Here is a 17,523-nt window from a genome sequence, read left to right as displayed (position 1 = left end):
TAGTGATTGTACTCACTTAACTCAGTGTCCAAAACTGCTGGTGCGGATCAGTTTGTTTTTCTTAGATGTTATTGATCCTACAATGCTGATGGATAATGATTCATTTGCTAATGTCATTATTGCACAGATATATCAAGCTGTTAGTGATACATTTAATCGACACGCCAATATTTCGTCCAAAAAGAGAGATACTTTCCATCATAGCCTCAAGAGGCTAGCAGACTCTATGGGGAAAACCTCTGAATTTAATGGCTCCATTGGCATTGATAAAATACTTAAATACAGCTCAGGAATTCAAGTAGAGAACAATTTCCATCATTTTGTGGAATCTGCTATCGAAGTTCTTGGTTGTTCAGCCATCGTTGTATTGATTGATGATGTTGATATGGCATTAGATAATGCCTTTGAAGTTGTTGATGAGGTACGCAGATATTTGGGTTGCCCTTATATTATTCCTATAGTTAGTGGTGATTTGAAACTATATGAGCATATGACGCAAACTCATTTTGATGACAGCTCATATGATAATAATTGCCAAGATGAAAAACTGATTGATAATGGGATTCAGTTGAGTGCTGATTTAACAACGGCTTATTTAACTAAGGTGTTTCCTAGTCATACCCGCATTTCTCTTTTTTCTATAGAAAACTTGCTTTCTAAAATGATGATTAATGAAGCGGAAAATACAGAAGTTTCTTACTCTGATTATAGAGAAAAGCTATTCGATAAGTTTAATTATCTATGTCATAACCGAGATTCTAGAAAAGGTCTATTTAAGCCAAGATCAGCGCGAGGCTTAACACAATTAGTTCGAACCATAAGACCATCTGAATTATCTGTTGAAAAAGATAATGTACTAGATTTGCATATAAAATATCGAGGATGGGCCGCTCAGCAAAAAGAGGGCAGTGCATTTGCTAATGCAGAGTCTGCTATATCTTTCTCTCATGATGAAGATAAAGGTTTCGATATTCAGCGCTTATTGGCGTTTAACATTAAAGCCCAATCTGACCAGGTCATCTATCCTTGGGCAAAATATGATGTTCATTCAAGTCAATTAGAGGCTTTGAAAACACTTCCATCACTTGGTGGTAAAGACGTAAAAAACGAAGACCTTTTGAATACGTTTTTTGACGAAAAATCTAGAATATTAAAGTCAATGCCTCCTTTAGAGTTTTTAGTATCAGATTTCTTTATTAGTAAAAAAGTTATTGAACAGAATGTTAACAACTCAATTCTAATACCTAAAAAGCTATTCCCCAAGGATGTCTATAGCCCTGAGCAGTACCATATTTTAGAAGAGTCGAAAGAATCAAAAGAATCAAAAGAATCAAAAGAACCGAAAGAATCAAAAGAACCGAAAGAATCAAAAGAACCGAAAGAATCAGAAACTAAGGTGAAAGTTAATTATTCAGTAGAAAGTGCCTTGCTTGATATTTATACTGAAGGTGAGCTTTATTCGACCTTAAATAACACGAAAAGGTTTGTTGTGTTTAGTCGTGCTTTTGAGCTTCTTTTTTATTCATTTCTTGTTGATAAAAGCAAGTTGTCTTTTGATGTTATTGATGAGATTGTAAAGAAAAAACCATTTTATAGCATTGTTAGTTTTGCAGAAACAAAAATTTCTATCGACGGTGACAATGAAGAAATCAAAGATGAACTTGATAAAGGTGATTCGTCATTAGCGTTATTTGGTGAAATTATTCGCTGGAAACAAGAAAACGAATTACAGCTTCAATGGTTGGATTCATTTAAAATTACCCCAATATTTAGCTATGTTTTCAATAGTGTTTTTACGGCTATGAATGTAATTAAGGCAAACTATGCATCTAGTAAGAGTAACTTTAAAGATGAACATTTGTCTGACATGGTTTTGAGATTTAAATATAACGTACTCAATTCAATTCTTCGTTCAGGTATATATGGGGAAGCGGTTTACTCTAACGTTTTAATTGGTGCCAAGTCTAAAACGGTTCGAGATGCTAGAGAGGTTGTAAGTAGAGATAAAACTTACACTCGAAACAAAGCTCGCCTTGAAAGTGAGATAGAACGATTTAGGAAAGCAGGAGATGATGCCAAATCACAACGATTACACGAAGTAATGATGCTGCATGATGCGATTGACACGCACCCAATGTTTTCCATATTGAGCAGCGATAGTGGGCTTTATGCTCCTATTTTAAAACTGGGTAGTAAAGATGATAAAAAAGTAATTCAAGAAGAAGTTAGTCAAGCTTTTGGAGAATTAGTCGGTACATCTATAGATAGCGCTAAATTTCTTATAGATGAAGTTATTAGTAATAAGAGAGTGAAACAGATTTCTAAATTTAAAGAAAAGTTAGAGACTGCCTCAGCATCCTCGGATGTAGAAAGTGCTATTGTTTCAGTTAAGAATTCTTTACCTGACGATTTTGAACAGCTCGAGTCTTATAAAGTTTTAGATGAACGGCTTCAAAACTTTATTAAGGCCATAAGTAAGCACGGAAGAAAAGATGCTGAAGATTAGTGATGAAGCTGCTATTCGAGCAGCTTATTTATCATCTGATAGGTTAGTACGTAAAGTTAAACCTGGGTCTAGTCACTCTGAGGGTAATCATAACTCTTTGAGGCTAGCAATTTTAGATTATGAGCCATATGTTCAACGTAAGTTTCGGCAGGATGACGTAGATGCGATTATTTCGACTTTTGGCCTAAGTGATTGCAGCTCGAAGGCATTGGATGAACATTGTACGCAAGTTCTTTCCGGTGTCGTTGATGAGTATTTGCAGTGGCAGGGTAACTGCTTCGAAGTTAAACCAGAAATGCTTGCTAGTTGGTTAGAGTTATTAAGTGTACTGGATAGTAGCTGGATAATCGCTCAAGCATACAAAGAGTTAGCTGAACATTACCAATTTAATGTTCATGAAATTTCGCATTGTATCGAAGAGTATCAATGTCCTTTTGCTCTGCCGCTGAGTTCTACTCAAACTAAGTTTGCTGATAATCATGTTCACCTTGGTGGGCACGGGGTGCTCACACCGTCTCTATTGAGTTTTTGTTTGTATGGCGAGTTGATAGATGAAAAATTCCAATGGCCAAAAAGAGTTGAATACACTCTCGTTGAAAGTGGGGTGTATTCCAAGCTTGACTTAGTAGCTGCTTGTTCTCTCAATGCTGAGAGAGTCGGGTATAGTATTTTTAGTGAAAAAAAATTGGATAACTCACAGTTTAACTTTGAAGTTCTTTCCGCTACTAAACGAGATAAAATTGACAATCCTGCCCAGCTTCTCCTGATTAGATCGACAAAAACTGAGCTAGCATCGATGAAAAGGTGGCTGCTTTATACAACAGGTATATTGCTCGGTTCAATTGATAAGGTAGCGACGCTTAATTTAATTCGTTTATGTAACATTCTTAGAAACTATATGGTGGTATCTGGAGTCGGATTAAGTGATTTTGTTACAACATCTCGATTCAGAATGAGAGATACGCGGGCGGCACAGCAACAAAGCTCTCTGGCTGATGGATTGGATTTCGATATAGAAGCGAAGACTGCGAGAGAGTTTAGGGTTACGCCAAATGTAATTCTAGCAGGAAAAGGAGGTTTGGTTGACCCGACGCAATTTGCCGAAGGTCTAAAGCATCTATACCTAAACTCAATTGCTGAAAAGAGCCACTTTGTCCTTCATTTCACTCGAAGCGGTAAACGTAGCGATAAACTACAACAGAGTAAGAGAAACAACCTTATTAAGCAAGTTGAGAATCTACAAGATTTTTCTCACTCAATTACATTTTCTGAACATGATATTGTTGAATGTTGTTCTTTGAAATCTAAGCTGGAAACCGGATTAGATTTACGTAAAGCTGTCCGGGGATATGATGTTGCTGGCAATGAAAATGAGCTACCTATTGAGGTGTTCGCCCCGGCTTTAAGGGTATTAAGAGAGAGTCGATATCCAACTCAAGGGATTAAGTTTAATCGCATTTTTAAGCCGTTTCTAACCGTGCATGCAGGAGAAGATTACAGCCACCTCCTGTCAGGAATGCGTTCTATCGATGAGAGCATTATGTTCTGTAATTTTGGATCTGGTGATCGAATTGGACATGGCCTTGCTCTTGGAGTTTTGCCAACAGATTGGGCAAAGAAGCAAGAAACTGCATATCTAACGGTTGGGGAGCATTTAGATAACTTAGTATGGAGCTACCATAAGGCATTGCTTGTTGTTCAATCCGTGCCGAAGATGGTCGGAATTCTTCAATTATTAGTCGATAAAATCTCATTTTGGTCTGAATATCTTTATCAAGAGTCTCATCCACCCAAGCGTTTGTATGACGCATGGAGGCTGAGACGTAATTGTCCAACCAAAGTTGCCAGTTATTATGCTACTTATGGTAAGGATACCGCGGTGGAAGAGCATGACTCTGCTTTTAGAGGGTGGGTCGTTGACTTTAGAGATGACTACGATACTCATAAAAAGTCTAAACACGTAGAATTGTGGAAAAAGTACCTATACGCCCAGCGTGATGAGCTTTTTTTCAAGCGTCGCGAAAAAATCGTGACAGTTACTTGTTCGAACAGTAACCGAAGTGAAGCTTTTGGAATGGAAAAGAATTTGGCCTTTGATTCAATTTCATCCGTGGAGCTTGAGCTCTATGAGGCTATTCAAGACTTGTGTATTGAAACTTATGCAGACAAGGGCGTTATTCTCGAAGCGTGCCCAACGTCCAATATCTATATCGGCCGATTCAAGCACTATCACGAACATCCTATTTATCGTTGGCATCCGCCAGAAGAAGCGTGGTTAGAGAAAGGCGGTAAGTTCAATAAGTATGGCTTGCGTAATGGCTCTGTCCCTGTGTGTATCAACACTGATGATAGTGCGTTAATGCCGACGACTATTCGCAATGAACACAGAGTGGTGAAAGAGGCGGCGATTAACCATTTTGGTGTTGGCGTGAATAAAGCTGAAGATTGGATCGACCGTATCAGGCAGAAGGGTGTTGAGGTTTTCGCTGAAAACCACCTTTCTTGGGTAAACAGAAAAACGGAATAAGTCTGATGAAAAAAATAGAAGTGGTCGCTGCCATTATTCAGCATGAAGGGCAGACACTCTGTGCTCAGCGAGGACCTTCGGCGCTATCGTATATCCATGAAAAATATGAGTTTCCCGGAGGGAAAGTAGAGCCCGGTGAAGAGCTGGAATCTGCTATTAAAAGAGAGCTCAAAGAAGAGCTTCACTTGATTGTTGAGCATGTCGATTATTTCATGACGGTTGAGCATGCTTACCCTGACTTTCATATCACGATGCACGCTTACTTATGTCCTGTCGAAAACCGAAAGATAGTACTTACTGAGCATATTGAAGCATTGTGGTTAAATCTCGATGAGCTAATTTCTTTAGATTGGGCCGAAGCTGATGTTCCCATCGTTGCAAAGCTCCAAGAAAATTGAAGAGGACCGTGAATGACTTATTGCTATGCAAATAGGGTTGATGCTTTTCTTCAAGAACAAGAAGGGAACTGGTTAGCCAGCATGTGTTCTGAGTTTAGCGTGAACTTCCCTGGCTTAGAGCTTGGTGAACTTCAGAAACGCGCTTGGGTTGATTGTTTTCATCATCTTCAGAAAGAACTCTCCAAGCGTGCTCAATCTGATGGCTATATTATTTTTGAGTACGCTCTACCAATGGAAGGAGGGCGTAGACCCGATGTTCTGCTTCTCGTCGAAAATAAGCTATTCATTTTAGAATTCAAAATGAAGGATCGCTATCAGCGAGCGGATTATGATCAGCTGTGCGGCTATTATCGAGATCTCTGTAATTACCATCATGAAAGCGCCGAGCTAGAGGTGATTGCCGGTTTGGTTTTGACTCAATCCACCGGTAAATTAACGGTTATCGAAAGTAATATCTCAATCTTATCTAGCGATAAACTCAAAGCCTTTCTTGATAAGTATTTAACAGACGATCCAACTAACACTGATTTAAAACAGTGGCTTGAATCGCCCTATGCACCATTACCTAATCTAGTAGATGCAGCGGTAGAGATATTTCAAAACAACCCAATAGAAGAGCTAAAGAGCGCTAAAAGCGCAGGGATTTATAAAGCGCTTGATGAGTTGGATAAAGTAACGGCTTGGGTTGAAAATGAAGAAAATAGAAATCGGGCGAATGTATTGACCCTGGTTACTGGTGTTCCTGGAGCAGGGAAGACGTTGTTGGGGTTGGAGTTTGTACATAGGAACAAAAGAGGCCAGTTTCTATCTGGGAATGGCCCACTGGTAGATGTCTTGCAATATGCTCTTGACGACAAAACGTTTGTTCGCGCGTTGAAGGACTTTAAACGCGAATATATGAAGCCACGTATAACCCCTCATACTAATTTGGTTGTTTTTGATGAAGCTCAGAGGATGTGGGACGAAAATAAAAACAAGAACTACCAAATGTCGGAGCCTTCTTGCATCATCAGGATCGCAGATAATGATAAAACGCCTTGTCACTATGTCGCTCTAGTTGGAGAGGGACAAGAGATTTATGTAGGTGAAGAAGTGGGTATTTCTCTTTGGTGCGATGCTTTGAAAAGTAGTAAAGAACCTTGGATTGTTTTTTGCCCACCAGCGTTAGAGCATCATTTTCAATTCATGAGCAGTAATCGTGTTCGAGTAAACCCATTGCTAAATTTAGATCAGTCTTTACGAGCTCATAGCGCAAGTTTATATCCTAAGTGGGTGGAAAGTGTTTTGAATGATAAGCCGGATGTTGCGCTGGCTAAGCAGACGATTAAAGACGGTTTCAATATCTATCTAACCAGAGATTTGGAAAAAGCCAAAAGATACTGTCTCAATAGATATCAAAACACCAACAAGAAGTATGGCTTGTTAAGTTCGTCAGACAACATCAAGTATAACAAACAACCATTGGGCCCATGGTTCCATGATGACGTTAGTTCTTCGACATCGTGTTGTAGTTTCCAGCGCACAATTAGTGAGTTTGATTGCCAGGGGTTAGAGCTTGATATGCCAGTGCTAATCTGGGCGAAAGACTTTCTCTACGATGGCAGTAGCTGGGTTCTTCATAAAGGCAATAGAAATGTTCAAAACCCCTATCAAATAAAGCTTAATAGTTATCGCGTTTTGATGACTAGAGGTAGGGATGGCGTAGTGTTTTATTTCCCTCAAGAGGCACTGTTCGACGAAACTTACGAATATTTCTTAAGTGCAGGTGCACAATGCCTATAAAGGCAGCAGCACTCAATCTTGGCGTCATTGAAATCAATTAAGGCCTTTTAGAGCAGGCTTAACACAATAAGAAAAATTAGAAATGAATGTAATTAAGCAGTATTTGATCGAGTGTGGTTACACTGAAGAGTTTTTAGAAACCACTGATGTAAGGTTTGATGAACCGAAGCTGATTATTTTGATTGAAAAGTGGCAGCATCAACCGAGCCTACGCAAGTTTGTTGAGTTCGCAGCACGTTTTCATTTAACACCGTATTCCGGCAATCGAGATTGTTTGCTTTTTAAGCTAGAAGTGGCAGGTAGTTCAGTTCGAAATACTGTTCTTGGTGGTTTTAATGGGAGCAAGCAAGAGTTTGAGTTTGCGGGAACCCGCTTTAATCCAGAAAAAATCAGTTCAGCACTAAATTCTAATTCTGGATGGTTGAGAACTACGAGTGAACTAAAAGTACTAGCGCAACAGTTAAATGTTTTTTTTGATGAGAACGAAAAGCCCACACCTAAATACTTTTGGGTAAAAATGAGTCGCTCTGACATTGATAGTGTTTTAGAGCAGTTAATTGATAAGTGGTTAGTGGGTGTCCAAGGGTCGACTCAATTAACCTCAATCTCTATCGAGGAATACTTTACGCAAGTGTTTGAAAGTCGCGATGGAAATAACGGGGAATGGATTCGTGAGTATCGTGCCTATAATCAGCTTACTGTCGAAGAAAAAACCGCTAGTGAATTTGCTATTAAAGAGCTTTGGACAAAAGCCTCTACTTGGGTTGCGTCAATAAAAAATGGGATCATGAGCGGTGAAGATTATCGCAAATCTGAATCTGATTTAGTCGAGTTTACACGACTACTTGCCCGAGGTACCTCGCCTGAGCTGTATAACCAATCTATAGCGTTACTGAATCGATTAGCAGAAGAAGGAAAAATATCCCGTCGATATTGGGCTACGACTAATCGCGTTTTTGCTTCTTTACATCCAACAAAACTTTCAACGGCTGTTGCTGAAGAGGCACTAAGAAAAGTTTACCAATATTTGGATATAAGGTTTCAGCTCAAACTTAAGAACCTAAGTACTCTTAACTGGTATGAATTGAACCAGGAGTTACTGAGTAAAATACAGCCAATCTTGAAAGGTGTAATGGATACAGATGCGGTTAATGTGACGCTTTGGTATATCTACGAGTCCATAACTGAAACGCCTGCTAAAGAAACTTCTGAAGTGCGTGAGCCAGCTTCTAACTACGGTGAAAAACTAATGAATATACCTCTCAATCAAATTCTCTATGGTCCACCGGGAACAGGTAAAACATACCACACTATCGAAGCCGCAGTTCAAGCCGCTGATCCTGATTTTTACGCCAGCATAAACATTGATCCTGAAACCGGTGTATCAGAAGAGCAAAGAGGCTCACTAACGAAAAAATACAAAGCACTGACTGACGCTGGTCGAATTCGATTTGTCACATTCCATCAAAGCTATGGGTATGAAGAGTTTGTGGAAGGACTCAGTGCTAAAACAGAAGGCGGTCAAATTTCTTACTATGAAAAAGAGGGTGTATTTAAGGCGCTCTGTGAAAAAGCTAAGGACTACCAAGAAACCAAAACCACGGATGAGAAAGATGATTTTGATACATTGTGGGGGCGTTTTTTAAATAGTTTATCTGAACTGGAAGAGGGCGTTCGAGTCGACACAGTTCGTACGTTTTTCAGAGTGACTGATGTCGATAACAACACAATTCGCTTCGAAAAAGACAAAGGCGAATCAACCCATTCTTTGAGTGTAAAAACATTAAGACATCTTTCATGGTGATCGAGTGATTAATGGAGGATTGAACCCTTACTATTCTGCTTTGATCAAGCATTTAGAAAAACTTGCGCATAGTAAGCGCGAAGTCAAAACAGAACGCCAAAACTATGTATTAGTTATCGATGAGATCAATCGAGGTAATATCTCAAAAATTTTTGGTGAACTGATTACCTTAATTGAACCTTCTAAGCGCAGAGGTGCGCAGGAGCCGCTAGAAGTCACCTTACCTTATTCTGGTGATACTTTCTCAGTGCCAGATAACTTATATATCATCGGCACTATGAATACGGCAGACCGTTCGTTAGCCATGATGGACACTGCATTACGTCGTCGTTTTGACTTTAAAGAGATGATGCCAAACCCCAAGCTTTTTGCTGATAAAGAAGTTAAGGGCATCAATTTATCTAAATTGCTAGAAACACTAAATAAGCGAATTGAAGTTCTCTATGATCGTGAGCATACGCTCGGTCATGCTTTCTTGTTCCCTGTTTTCAATGAGGTTGATGAAGGCAAGGCGTTTATCGAGCTACAGTCAGCATTTAAGAACAAGATAATCCCACTATTGGAAGAGTATTTTTATGAAGATTGGAGCAAGATTCGTTTAGTCCTCGGTGACAGTTTGAAACAAGACGAGGGACTACAATTTTTGCAAAGAACAGAAGACTTCTACAGTGAGTTATTTGGCCCTGAACATGGATTAGAGTTGTATGAGGATTGCAAAGTGACATACTCATTCAAGCCTTTTGGTGAAGGGACTGTTTGGCAAAATCCGACAGCGTTCAAAACTATCTACGCAAAAGATAGCGAGTAAGCTTAGTGAAATCCAAGCAAGAAATCACCCTTTTCGAGTATGACTGTTTAGTGAGTGAAGATGTGCTTAAAGATCAGACTACATCTTCACACATTCAAGCTATCTCTGTATCAGCCTATCAATATCTCAAGAAGCTTTGCTTAAGTAATGAGAATGAAAGAAACCTTCTCCAGTTACGTTGTCGAAATGGTATGGAAGTTCTGCAAGTTCAAAACTATGCAGGAGTTATGTTCACGCCAGATAAAACGCAAATTGAAATCTTGCCTAAAATCGGAAAAGGCTTCACAGATGAAGGTAGTGACAACAACTATGATGACGCTTATGTGAAAGCTCGGCACACACTACTAGTAATGTTACGTGCGTTGAAAGGTTTCTCACATATTCAAACCTCGAATGCTAATATTACTCGCCAAAGAATGCCGTTGTTAGAGGTATTTATAGGCCAGTTCTTACAGTCGGTGAACACGCTCGTAAAACGTGGCTTAAGAAGTGACTATGTACGTAGGGAAGACAATTTAGGTTTCTTAAAGGGGAAGCTGAATGTAGGAAAACAAGTTAGGCATAACTCCATTAGTAAGCATAAATTTTACTGTGAGTACGATGAGTTCTTACTCGATCGTCCAGTAAACCGGTTAATGCATAGTGCTCTAAAACGAGTGAAAGGCTATACGCGGAGTGCAGAAAATCAGAAGTTGTTACAAGAGCTAGACTTTGTATTTAATGAAATACCAGAGAGTAAGGACTACAGCGTTGATTTTTCAAAAGTCAGGCTTGATAGAGGGATGAGCTACTACCAAATACCTTTAGACTGGTGTCGACTAATCTTAGAAGGCTTTTCTCCACAAACGATGAAAGGTGGTGCTAACGCAGCTTCTCTTTTATTCCCTATGGAGAAGGTATTTGAAGACTACGTCGCTAAAGTTTTAAAAGAACAACTAGCGGTCAGCCATCCTAAGCTCAGTGTTAGTACACAAGTTACTGGTGAGTACCTTGCCCGTTATGACGGTAGAAACAAATTCAGTTTACGCCCGGATTTGATCATTAAGGAAGGGAGCTCCAATCAAGTCGTGCTCGATACGAAGTGGAAGCTTCTCAATACCAAGTTAAGTAATTCAAATATCTCCCAATCGGATATTTACCAACTGTTTGCTTATGCAAAAAAATATCTTGCAGATGATGAAAGTGGACAGGATGTAGTGCTTATTTACCCTAGCCAAGATAACTTTGATGAAGCACTGCATTTCCCCTTTGAATTGGGAGGTGGACATCAGCTTTGGGTCGTACCATTCAATATATCAGAGAAGAAACATGCGGGCATCAGATGGCCACTAGATTTCAATTTTACCTCTAGAGCGGAAGTCTCTCAAAGGTCACCTAACTAATGTGGTTCCTTGAAGTCACAAAGGTATACATTTTCGCGAGTAATTATAAATAAGGCATACCAATGAGATTTCTTAAAATAAAAGAAGTCATGAAAAAGACTGCGTTAAGCAGATCCTCTATTTATCGCAAGATAAGTGAGGGCTCATTTCCTAAGCCCGCACCTATAGGAGAAAGAGCTGTTGCTTGGCTCGACAATGAAGTGGAAGAGTGGATGACAGAGTGTTTAAATCAGCGATGACTGACAGCTAATAAGTGCTCAAAGGTCATGAGTTATATGCAGTAACTCATACTCGATCTTATACACCCGCTGGTTAGTCACGACTAGATCGTACAGGCGACCTGTTGGTATCGTAACTCACATTTGGACAAAAATGCGTTACGACAAATAGAATATTAGCAATTAATGGATAACTTCAAGTATTGAATAATAGCTTTGGGAGAGTTAGCGCATGACGCGTACATACGCTAACAGAGTAGCTTGTGCCAAGAGCATGAAAAATAATTTAATCACACAAGCTAGGGTCTAAAACATACGTCCGACTTGAGGATTTTAATGTGAGTTCTTGTTCAGAGGTGCATTCGATATAGCTTTTCTCATGAAGTTTTACCTTCAATGCTCCATTTACCTTCCAGCCAGTTAGAAAAGCTAATACAGTTATACTCCCAAGAATGATTATAAATATCTTGGGTATCCAGAGGAGCTTTTCCCCTGTAATCAGGCAGATGACCATGAATACAGACATAACAAACATTGCCCAAGAAAAAGCAAATGTAGAAGCATCATTAATCGCCCCACTTACGACTATTTTATCATGAAGCAGTTTATGTGCATCAAACACCCCCATAACATCGTGAGCCGATAGCAGAAAAAGTGATGAAAAAATCAAACAGAAAGCAAATGCCTTTAAGCGGTTAATTTTCATCAATTAATCTCTCTACTTCTTTTTTCATTGGTTCAGTATATCTATATTTGTCATCTACTTCAGATACTTTCTTACCAATGTAAAATGCACTTATGGCAAAGAAACCTAGTAACAATGCTGTAGGCGGGGTAGCAAACGCTAGGGTTAATCCAGCTCTTAATACTAAAGTAGCACCTTGAGCTATTACGCCTGCAACCACACCTTTAGATATATCCGCTGTAAATTGGCCGACCACTTCACCTAGCGTTTTTTCATCATGTAAAATGTAGTTAACTGCATTAACCGCACCACTAAACACAAGCTCTACATAGATGTTGCCTTTCAAGAAACTGACATTGCCTTGAACGGTATTTAGGGCGTGACCAATTTTAAGCAATTGTGGTGTTGCTTCTTGCCAACGGATACCTAGGTCTAAATATTTAGGCTTGTAGTTCTCAACCACAATATTCATTACACCATTGATATTGACAGCTTTAGCGGTTGCCCCCCAACCGCCAAGCTCTTTAGCGACCTCATAAGCGCCTTTAAGCCCCATACCTACGCCAGTGTAGTCCTTGCCATTCGAAAGCTGTCCATGCGAGTCTTTGATGAGCAAGTCTAAATACTCGTTACCTTCTTCAACAGTCAGTACCGCAATACTCACGTTCTCTTGTCGAGAGGTGTCCCACTGATATTCTTTAGCTTGCTTTTGTAAATCATCGTTCCATTCTTTTTCTGTTAGGTCGTAAGCTTGTTGGGCAGCTTCGCGTTCAGCAAGAACACGCTCTCTATTTTCAGCCCATCGTTTCTCATCGCTCGCGGTATATCTCAGCTCTTCCTGACGTTCTCGATGTTGACGTACTGCACGTTCTGTTGTGGTTTCTTGTCTTTCTTCTGGAGCTACAGGAGCGGATTCATATCTCATGGGAGTCGACTTCACTGATAAATAAAAAGGATATTAACAATATTTTCAGTGGTTTATTATCCTCAGCAAGAGGATCTGATGATTAAACCAATTAAATAGGCAACCTGACAGGTCAAATAATCATAATAAAGGTCAAATCGTGTTGAGTTGCATCATATAGGATAACTTTTTGTAGGGTAAAATGAACGACACAGATCTTGTAGAGTATTTGGTCTAGCTGATTTTGGGGCAAAAACGGGCCAGAGTCTCAATCAGCAAGGTTCTGGACAAGATCCAGTCAGCACAAGAAGAGAACCTTGATATAATTCTTGCACACCAGTTCAAAGGCATATTCATTCGACTCATGCCGTAGATGTATCCGAAACTAACTGTCGTCAATTAATGTCTTATTTTGCCTACTCTAAATTTGATGAATGTAAACAACATAAGGCTCCAAGAAGCCTTATGGTTCATTAATGTCCTACATCTTAAATTGAAAGTTGGTATTGCTCTGTTTCTCACTGTCGTTAGAGTAACCAATAGAGCCTTCTTTTTTATTGCCAAAGCCTATGTTAATGCCGATCCGAGGATTTGATGTTTCATTAATCTCGGTTTCGTAGATAACTTCTTGTGAATACCTAATGCGGTAGTTTATTGCAGACTGCTCTTCGTTTTTAAGGCGTCGAGATTCTTGTTCAATGAAGTCACTACAGTACTTCATTGCTTTATTAATGGGGAGTTTAACATCGTATCCTGGGTAGTCTTTCAAACAATGAGGTCTAACAAGATGCATTACCTCATTTGAATCAAGATCACCAAGCAATGGATCTAAAACATCACTCGCAAGATCCTCTTCTTTGTAGTGAGACTCAAAGAGTATGTTCAACAGAGAGGCTAAGCTTGCGAAAGCGGTGTTGATCCCGAAGAAAGCGCGGGTAGATAATGGAGTTGTTTGAGACATATATTTCCTGCAATTAATTAATGTTTATAGTCTTAAGTAAACACAATCTAAGAATGCCAAACAACCCACAAATGAAAATAAAGTCAATATATTTCTATGTAACTGAAATTAAAGGGTTAACTGGGTTTTGGCGTTTTGGGTATGTTCTCAAGTTAAAGGATTAAGCCTCTGATAGACAGAGGCTTAGTTGTAAGGGGTTAGTCATCAACATTGATGTCTGGGATAGGTAGGGCAGCGTTTAATACGCCAGTTAATACGGCTTCTAGCGCATTCCAAATAGTGTTCACTATAGCATTCCAGACAGCCTCAAACAGGGCTACAGTACTCCCAATAATCACATATGCAGATGCTGTTACCATCTCTTCTAGTTTATCGAGATAAACTTTTGCTTCCGATTCTTGGATATTGCCATTCACAAGGTGTTCGGCAATTTCCGCTGCGTATTCAACAGAACCTCGTGCTTGCGATCGTATGAAAGCCTTAAGCTTCGGTTGATTAGAGTCCAATAGAGATCTGACGTTTGTGGCCACATCACTTACGACTTCGTCAATATTAAAATCACTCATCTATTATTCTCCCTTCAAATCAAATAGTAGCTGTTCATAAAAAGTCACAGCTTGCATGCTTACAGTGAAACCTTTCTTGGCTATTGCTACATGACCGACCGTCGGGCACATGCCATTTTTAGGGGCAGGATCAACCTCTACTTTTTCGCCTTTTGAATTTATCCAATATATGATCGTAGGTTCCATGCCTTCCTCTGCATTAGCCATACTTGAGCATGCTTTATCAATGGCCTGTAAGTAAGTGATCTCGCCAAGCGCATTCAGGCTTGCTTTGTGATCGGCTTTCTCTAGTGCTTCGGTAAGTTCAAGAGCGGGTAAATTACTGTTTGAAGTTTCTATGATCTTTTGTACGGCATCTGATTCGAGATCCGCTGGTGGAAGTCTTACTTCTATAAGGGTAGCTACAGATTCAAGCTTACCTATTAAAGCGGAATAGGTTTCTTTTCTGGAATCATACGAGCCACTTGGTGCGCCAAACTTCATGGAATCTAAGAGAGTCAAACCATCAATTAATGATGATTGTGATTCTTCTAAAATCTTATCTGATGGAGCAGGAGCAAGCTGTATCGTGCAGCCTATTAGCCCAATGGCTAACATGCACGCAAAGCTCTTACTGACGGTTTTATTTAACATAAGTAGTCCTTACTTTAGTCTATATTTCGTTGCAGTATGAATATAGAAGTCAAACCTCGATTACGCTGAGGCATTGTTCAAAAAAAGCACAAATACGGGATTTAAATCAAAAGCATCTGATCAGCAAGCAGCAGCAGTTATCATCTCGTATTTATTTGGATTATTTTGATTTGGAGAGGAGGTTGATGATTCAAGTGTATTGGAGTCACTTTATTGAGACTTCTTACTTTTGATGTATGAATTGCCTAATGAACTATGAACAAATGGTACAGGCGAGACACACTTGGCCAATTATTCGAGTTACATGCCTAGGTCATGCGCTCCATCAATGGCCTTTAGGAATGTTCGTTCAAAGTACGTCATTTGGTGCGAACTAAACGGATTTGCTCACTCTTGGTTATTTTGATACGAGGCCAGATCTCTAAGTTCAGACTTGATGTGTTCACTCAAGGCTTTAACGTGAGCAAGTTGACCAATGCGAGGTCGAGAGAGGTAGTTTTCGACAACATCAGAAAATAACTCATGCCTGGCGGTGTTATCTTTCATGTTTGGGAAAAATTGAGTATAGCCTTGGTGTCTTCGGCTGTCGAAAGCATATCAATTGGTCGTTTGTTACCAAGTCCTCGAACTGGGTGCTTAAGCCAGTGATTAGTAGCTTCTTCACTACCAAACAGTCCTAACGCAGCCTGAAATACTTTATCAAAATTCTTTTTGGTTTCTTTATTCACTTTAAACTCCGCCTAAATTTATGTGATAAGTCCTATACACCATACCTACATCAGGAAAAGTTGGTCAAATAATGATGACAACCACCTTGAAAAACGCCGAATCGGTCGAAAAATACTTTGGTTCGTGGCTTGTAGAGCTTAAAAAACGAAAACCCTTTAACGCGGCAGTGGTAGCGCTAGCCAACAAAATAGCCCGTATAGCTTGGGCAATTCTGGTTAGTAAAAAATTTTTTGAAATAAGAACATAATCAAAATTTGCAACGAGAGTAAATGATGACACAACGGTTAGACCACCAGATTGAAGACCTGTTGCCCCAAACAGCAACTTAAAATGCTTTTTGTTTTGTGAGGACAGTCTGGTGCACACCTCATCATAGAGCTGAGACTAACAACTGTCTCTAATAGACTCTGTATATATTAGCGCAAATCAGCTCGTTATTTTAACTCTACTTGCAATAACGGGACGTACCATATATTGGGGCAGAGCCGATTTAGGGCAACTTGTCAGTTCTAGTCACATCGAGGAAGCGAAACCGATAGATTACATTCTGATTCTGACGGCGTGCGTTTCTGATAGGTTCTTCAAGAATGTTGCACAGCTCTCACGATACCTGCTTTTAGATATTTTATTAAACAACGGACCTGCATTTCGTTGATTGAAGTCCAATATAGAAACTAGAAACTCGGGTACTTGTGTGAGTGAATAGTCACTGATTTTTATTAACTCACTTGAGCTAGAGTATTCGGCGACTGTGAGACTATCAACAAATGCAGCCTTAAAGTGCCAAGTGTTATCAATCCGCACAAAGCCCTCACCATCTTCAGAGTGTTTATCGAGAATCTTTAAAGAGCAAACATCTGCTATCGGTCTCGATAGGTAAAGTGAAGCAGCAAGCAGCTTACAGATCACATTCGTCTCAACAACTCCGATAAGTTTACGATAGTTCTTTTTCTTATTTAGTTGAAAAAGTAGAAAAGAGAGGTCGTGAATCTGCAGTATGGTTTTATCAAGAGAAGTTGAATTGTGGGCGCGCTGAATACTTTTGGAGATGTTTGTTATTTGTGTTTGACGGGATGAGTTCTCATTGATCTGCTTAATTGCTGGAATTTCATGTTCCGGTTTTCTGTCTATTGTGGACTCTTTCTTTACGAAGCTCATCGAAGGAAAGGCTTCGGTTTGTTCAATACCTGATTTAGTGTTGTCAATTCGAGTATTTGCGATACTTGTATAGGTATCGTTGCTAGCACCTATAACACGCTCGAGTTGTTTGTTGTTGAATCGCTGTCTCAATACCGCACGTGTTGACGATTTCTTTTTAGTCCTATTTTTCCAATTTAGATTGAAGAAGTTGCAGAGTTGCCTTAGTTGGTTGTTAATCGATCCTTCGTATGTATTGGTTTTACGCAAGGTGTCGAATCGGTCAGCAATTTCATTGGTCGTTACCCCTGCGAAGTCGGGCAAATTAAATGTTTTATTTCGGTTTAGATTACGAAAAGCACTAGTCACTTCCTCTTCTCTTTCAATCTTGAAAATCGTTTCCATATGTTCAAAGAAGTGCGATAGAAAGGGGCTTTGTTTCCTAAATCAGGGAACTAATGCTTAAAGCTACGATCAGATCAT

Annotated in this window: 14 protein-coding genes and 2 pseudogenes; 9 read left to right on the top strand and 7 right to left on the bottom strand. The window is 39.6% G+C overall.

All coding sequences use genetic code 11. From position 1 onward, the window contains the following. The 8 genes and pseudogenes from ACED45_RS21930 to ACED45_RS21895 form a co-directional block, all read left to right on the top strand. Positions 1–2,506: pseudogene (locus tag ACED45_RS21930) on the top strand (hypothetical protein); the annotation flags it as partial. Then, the gene (gene rdrB / locus ACED45_RS21925; RefSeq protein WP_371715002.1) at positions 2,493–5,033 is read left to right on the top strand and encodes an antiviral RADAR system adenosine deaminase RdrB; all 2,541 of its coding nucleotides are present in this window, start codon (positions 2,493–2,495) and stop codon (positions 5,031–5,033) included. The pseudogene ACED45_RS21930 and the gene rdrB, both read left to right, overlap by 14 nt. A gap of 5 nt (positions 5,034–5,038) precedes the next feature. Next, positions 5,039–5,431 (top strand): (deoxy)nucleoside triphosphate pyrophosphohydrolase, encoded by a 393-nt coding sequence (locus ACED45_RS21920; RefSeq protein ID WP_371715001.1) that lies wholly within the window; start codon positions 5,039–5,041, stop codon positions 5,429–5,431. Between the two features lie 12 nt (positions 5,432–5,443). Then, entirely contained in the window at positions 5,444–7,213 is a 1,770-nt protein-coding gene (locus tag ACED45_RS21915) for a DNA/RNA helicase domain-containing protein (protein ID WP_371715000.1), read from the top strand. Positions 7,214–7,295: 82 nt separating this feature from the next. Beyond that, positions 7,296–9,017: a hypothetical protein gene (locus ACED45_RS21910; protein WP_371714999.1), complete on the top strand. Its 1,722-nt coding sequence runs from the start codon at positions 7,296–7,298 to the stop codon at positions 9,015–9,017. Between the two features lie 4 nt (positions 9,018–9,021). After that, positions 9,022–9,825, top strand: a complete 804-nt coding sequence (locus tag ACED45_RS21905) for an McrB family protein (protein ID WP_371714998.1) — start codon at positions 9,022–9,024, stop codon at positions 9,823–9,825. 5 nt (positions 9,826–9,830) lie between these two features. Continuing rightward, positions 9,831–11,207 (top strand): McrC family protein, encoded by a 1,377-nt coding sequence (locus ACED45_RS21900; RefSeq protein ID WP_371714997.1) that lies wholly within the window; start codon positions 9,831–9,833, stop codon positions 11,205–11,207. A gap of 62 nt (positions 11,208–11,269) precedes the next feature. Beyond that, on the top strand, positions 11,270–11,446 hold the full coding sequence (locus tag ACED45_RS21895; protein WP_371714996.1) for an AlpA family transcriptional regulator: 177 nt from the start codon (positions 11,270–11,272) through the stop codon (positions 11,444–11,446). Positions 11,447–11,711: 265 nt separating this feature from the next. Here ACED45_RS21895 and ACED45_RS21890 read toward each other — a convergent pair whose 3' ends face one another. From ACED45_RS21890 to ACED45_RS21865, 6 genes are all read right to left on the bottom strand, one after another. After that, the gene (locus tag ACED45_RS21890) at positions 11,712–12,131 is read right to left on the bottom strand and encodes a hypothetical protein (RefSeq protein ID WP_229647365.1); all 420 of its coding nucleotides are present in this window, start codon (positions 12,129–12,131) and stop codon (positions 11,712–11,714) included. Continuing rightward, a complete protein-coding gene (locus ACED45_RS21885) occupies positions 12,121–13,035 on the bottom strand; it encodes a hypothetical protein (protein ID WP_229647364.1) in 915 nt (304 codons plus the stop codon). The genes ACED45_RS21890 and ACED45_RS21885 overlap by 11 nt, the downstream gene beginning before the upstream one ends. Positions 13,036–13,495: 460 nt before the next feature. Then, positions 13,496–13,975: a hypothetical protein gene (locus tag ACED45_RS21880; protein WP_371714995.1), complete on the bottom strand. Its 480-nt coding sequence runs from the start codon at positions 13,973–13,975 to the stop codon at positions 13,496–13,498. 197 nt (positions 13,976–14,172) lie between these two features. Then, entirely contained in the window at positions 14,173–14,541 is a 369-nt protein-coding gene (locus ACED45_RS21875; RefSeq protein ID WP_371714994.1) for a hypothetical protein, read from the bottom strand. 3 nt (positions 14,542–14,544) lie between these two features. Further along, positions 14,545–15,174, bottom strand: a complete 630-nt coding sequence (locus ACED45_RS21870; protein ID WP_371714993.1) for a hypothetical protein — start codon at positions 15,172–15,174, stop codon at positions 14,545–14,547. 542 nt (positions 15,175–15,716) lie between these two features. Beyond that, complete coding sequence (locus ACED45_RS21865; protein WP_371714992.1) at positions 15,717–15,902, bottom strand: antitoxin Xre/MbcA/ParS toxin-binding domain-containing protein; 186 nt, start codon at positions 15,900–15,902, stop codon at positions 15,717–15,719. Between the two features lie 116 nt (positions 15,903–16,018). Between ACED45_RS21865 and ACED45_RS21860 the strand changes: the two are divergent. Next, positions 16,019–16,150: pseudogene (locus ACED45_RS21860) on the top strand (IS110 family transposase); the annotation flags it as partial. Between the two features lie 293 nt (positions 16,151–16,443). Here the strand turns inward: ACED45_RS21860 and ACED45_RS21855 are convergent. Next, on the bottom strand, positions 16,444–17,445 hold the full coding sequence (locus ACED45_RS21855; protein ID WP_371714991.1) for a hypothetical protein: 1,002 nt from the start codon (positions 17,443–17,445) through the stop codon (positions 16,444–16,446). Between the last annotated feature and the right edge of the window lie 78 nt (positions 17,446–17,523).

Origin of the sequence: Vibrio crassostreae (genome assembly GCF_041439375.1) — a bacterium.
Lineage (GTDB): Bacteria > Pseudomonadota > Gammaproteobacteria > Enterobacterales > Vibrionaceae > Vibrio > Vibrio crassostreae_D.
The sequence above is the reverse complement of the archived record's forward strand: the minus strand, read 5'-3'. Positions and strand labels throughout refer to the sequence as shown.